Consider the following 3,836-nt stretch of genomic DNA (forward strand, 5'->3'; position numbering starts at 1 on the left):
GCCGAGCAGCACCCCGCAGCACCAGCCCACCCAGCCGGCGGCGCGCCGCACCATCCCGGCCACCTTCGACGTCCCCGACCTGCGCGACCACCGCGGCCCGGTCGAAATCTCGCCCCGCGAGCTGCCGCACCACTGCGCCCACCAGCCGCTCGGCGGCCACGGTGACCTGTTCCACCCTGTCTACGACGTCCCCGACGACTACCCGCAAGCGCGGCTGCTGTCCGTCGTCGTCCCCCACGAGCAGGTCCACGCCTCGCCCGCCAGGTCCGCCGCCGCCGCCGGTGTGCTGCGCGAGGCCCTCGCAGACGTCCCCGACGCGGCCATCCTCGTCGGCGGCCACCAGCCGTGGGACTGCATGGGCGACGAGTCCGCGCAGCTCATCTTCATCCTGGACCGTGACCACAGCGACATGGTCACCGCGGCCGTCGAGAGAGTGCCCTCGCCGACCGACGCCGAGGTGGACGCCGCCAGGGCCATGCTGTCCGCCGCCGAACCGACGGGGAACACGGTCACCCGCTGGGAGCTGGTCGCCGGCACCCTGCACGCGGCGCTCACCGACGCGCTGAACGGCCGCAGAGACAGCGACGACGTGCGTGCGGCCCGCGCACTGTTCAAGGCCATGGCGCGATGAACACCCCTCTGATTCCCGCTGCCGCGCTGGAACTGACCGAGCAGGACATCGCCTACGCGCGGGCCGCGTTCGCCGACTGCTCCGACCTGTGGGCGCTGCGGATGGAACTGTCGGTGTCCACCGTGCGCGTGCACGCGCTGACCGCCGCCCTGACCACCGGGGACATGCAGGCTGCCGCCGCGGCAATCCGGGCGATGCGCGCCGCCCGCCGCGTCTTCGAGGAACTGGCCGCCGCGCTCCCCAACGGCCGGACGGGAGATGCGCGATGAGCCGCATCGACCCGCGGTTCACCGCCGACGAACTCGAGCCGACCGCAGCCGACATGGCCCGTGCCAGCGCCCGGGTCACCGGCCAGGATTGGCGGGGAACGCATCTGGTCGCATCGTCGGCGCTTTGCGTCCGCATGCCCGGCCTGAAGGCCGCGCTGACCATGCCGGGCTCGGTGGATATCGCGGCCGGGCACATCCGCCATCTGATCGCCGTCGCCCGTGTCTGCGACGAGCGGTTCACCGAACTCCAAGCCGACCTGGACGCCCGGATCTCCGCCGAAGCGGATTACCAGAAAGGAGACGTGCGATGACCTGCGGCCCCCTCGACCAGGCCCCCGTCGACGTCGACCCGCTCAACCAGCAGGGCAACCCCTCGACGGCCGTGCGGGCGAAGGCGTTGACCTCGGCCGTCCTGCCGGTGAGCACCCTGGCCCACGACTCCGAAGCCGTCCCCGGCCGGCTGGTCGAAGAAATGGACAACGCCATGAACCAGCACTCCGACGCCGGAAGCGCAGACGACGCGATCGCCGTGTTCGAGGACATCGCTGCCGCGCTCCGCGGCGACAGCGAGTTCGGTGTGCTGTCGTCGGACACCGTCGGGACTCTTGATCTGGTTGCCGCCGCCGCATGCACGATCTTCTCCGTGTTGCAGGCCAACGAGGCCCGGGACGGTGGATGCATAGACCGGCGGGTTCCCGACTTGGATCGGAGTGACTGCCGGCAGATCGCCGAGCTGTTCGTCGATTTCGTTGATCTCTCTGCGGCAGTCCGCAACGACCGGCGTGGTTTGCGCGTTCTCCTTGGCTGCGCCAGCGGGTGGGTCGCGGCGCGTTGGCGGACCGCGGCCATCATCAGGGCGGCGTAGGCCGTTTCCGCGGGGGTCTGTCCGCTACCACCGCAGCCCCGCACACCGGCCACCGCAGGATCGCACCGCATGGGTGCGGTGCCTGCGGTGCGGTGTGCGGGGCTGCGGTGTTTTTGCGGTGAACCGTGCTGCGGTGCTGCGGTCTGCGGCGCCCCCTTTGCGGTGCTGCGGTGCCGGCCGGGTTGCGGTGGCCGGCCGCGGTGCCGTTGCGGTGTGCGGCGCTGCGGTCCGGTTGCGGTCTGCGGTGCGGCTGCGGGGCTTTGCGGTGCTGCGGTGTGCGGCGTTGCGGTGGGTTGCGGTGCGCCGGTTGCGGAGCTGGTTTGCGGTGCCGCTGCGGTGGGCTGCGGCCTTGCGGTTGCGGTCGGCGCCGCAGACGCTGCGGTGCGGTTGCGGCGCGTCTTGCGGTGCTGCGGTGTGCGGTGGCCGGCCTGCGGCGCGGTTGCGGGGCTGCGGTGCCCGCCGCATGCGGTGCGGTTGGTGCGGCGCCGCAGGGCTGCGGGGTGCGGTGCGGTCCGCGATGCCCACCGCATGCGGTGCCGGGTTGGCCTGCGGATATGCGGTGTGTGGTGCGGTGGGCCGCAGTGCGGCGGGCTCGTGCGGTGCGGCGGCGCATGCGGTGGCAGAGTCGTGCGCCGGCATCCCGCAGGGTTCGTGCGGTGCTGCGGTGCGGCGCCCGCCGCAGGGTGCGGCGGTGTCGTGCGGTGCGGCGGCGGGCCGTACTTCGGTTGCGGTGCGGTGCGGTGCGGCCCCGTACGGTGCGGAGGGTCCGTACGGTGCGGTGCGGTCCGATGTGGCGTACGGTCCCGCCGGCGGCCCGTACGGTGCGGCGGGCGGCGGTGCGGTCTCCGGCCGTACGGTGGCCGGTTCGCCGTATGGTGCGGCGCCGTACGGTGCGGTGCGGCAGGCACCACACGGGCACAGCGGGATGTGCGCCGGCCGTACGGTGCGGACCGCACCGGGGGTTCGCCCGACCGGTGCGGAGGCGGTGCCCTCCGTACAACCATCGGTGCTGACCTGCGGTGATACGGCATCCGGTACGGTGCGGTCCGCATCGCCAACGTCGTACGGACCGGCGGTGCGGCCGATACGGCCCCGTAGCCACACGGCCGTACGGCGAAGATGCGGTGCGGTGCGGCGGGGCCGTGCGGGGGTTGCCTGTATGGCCGGGCCGTACGGTGCTGCGGCCCGTACGGTGCTGGGGGCCGTACGGTGCGGTGCGGTCCGTACGGCCGTACGGCGCCCGGTGCGGCGCTGCGGCGCCCAGCCGTCCGGCATGCGGCGCCGGCTGGTGCGGTGCGGCGGGCTGCTGCGGATGTGCGGTGATATGGCGTGCTGCTGCGGTGCAACGGGGGTGTGCGGTGCACCGGCGAGGTGATCGGCCGGCAGGCCGTGCGGTGCAACGGGAGGCCGCACCTCGGTCGCGGTGCGCTGCTGCGGTGCACCGGTCTGCTGCGTCGGGGTGCCGTGCGCCGCAGGGCCTTGCGGCGCGGTGCGGCATGCGCCGCACGGGCAGAGAGGGATGCGGTGCGCCGCAGTCGGGTCGGCGGCGTGCAGTGCATGCACTGCCGGGTTGGCCTGCAGGTTTGCGCCGCCCGATGCGTCGCACCGGGGCATGGCAGGGCCGTGCACCGGGGTTGATGCGGTGCGTCGACGCAGCCGTGCGCCGGCCTTCCACAAGCTGCGCACGGTGCGGCGCACCGATGCGCCGGCGGTGAACGCGGCAGGCTGCGCCGGTGCGCTGCGCTGCGCCGGTGCACCGGCCGGTGCACCGGTGCGCTGCGCTGCGCCGGTGCACCGGCCGGTGCGCTGCTGCGCCGCAGTGCACCGCCTCGCTGCGCTGCACTGCGCCGGGTGCGTCGGGTGCGTCGCTGCGCAGCCCAGCCATCCGGCATGCTGCGGCGGCGCCGACGCATCGGTGCGGCGGCGAACGGGTGCGGTGCGCCGGTGTGGGGTTTACGGTGCGGCACTGCATGCGGTCCCGGTCGGCCTACGGCTTTACGGGGTTCGCTGCGGCGTGCGGTGCGGTGTTGCCGCCGCATCTCGGCGCGCTGGTGCGGTGCGGGGTCTGCGG

4 protein-coding genes are annotated in these 3,836 nt (G+C 73.9%); all 4 read left to right on the forward strand.

Going from position 1 to position 3,836, the window contains the following annotated elements:
• Positions 1-631, forward strand: a 631-nt coding sequence (locus NBZ85_RS28795) for a hypothetical protein (RefSeq protein ID WP_261563097.1), incomplete at its 5' end; no start/stop codon positions are given.
• Positions 628-900 (forward strand): hypothetical protein, encoded by a 273-nt coding sequence (locus NBZ85_RS28800; protein WP_261563099.1) that lies wholly within the window; start codon positions 628-630, stop codon positions 898-900. The genes NBZ85_RS28795 and NBZ85_RS28800, both read left to right, overlap by 4 nt.
• The gene (locus tag NBZ85_RS28805) at positions 897-1,211 is read left to right on the forward strand and encodes a hypothetical protein (RefSeq protein ID WP_261563101.1); all 315 of its coding nucleotides are present in this window, start codon (positions 897-899) and stop codon (positions 1,209-1,211) included. The genes NBZ85_RS28800 and NBZ85_RS28805 overlap by 4 nt, the downstream gene beginning before the upstream one ends.
• The gene (locus tag NBZ85_RS28810; RefSeq protein ID WP_261563102.1) at positions 1,208-1,765 is read left to right on the forward strand and encodes a hypothetical protein; all 558 of its coding nucleotides are present in this window, start codon (positions 1,208-1,210) and stop codon (positions 1,763-1,765) included. Before NBZ85_RS28805 ends, NBZ85_RS28810 begins: the two co-directional genes overlap by 4 nt.
• The last annotated feature ends 2,071 nt before the right edge of the window (positions 1,766-3,836 follow it).

This window comes from Frankia tisae, from assembly GCF_025403405.1.
Classification (GTDB): Bacteria; Actinomycetota; Actinomycetes; order Frankiales; family Frankiaceae; genus Frankia; species Frankia tisai.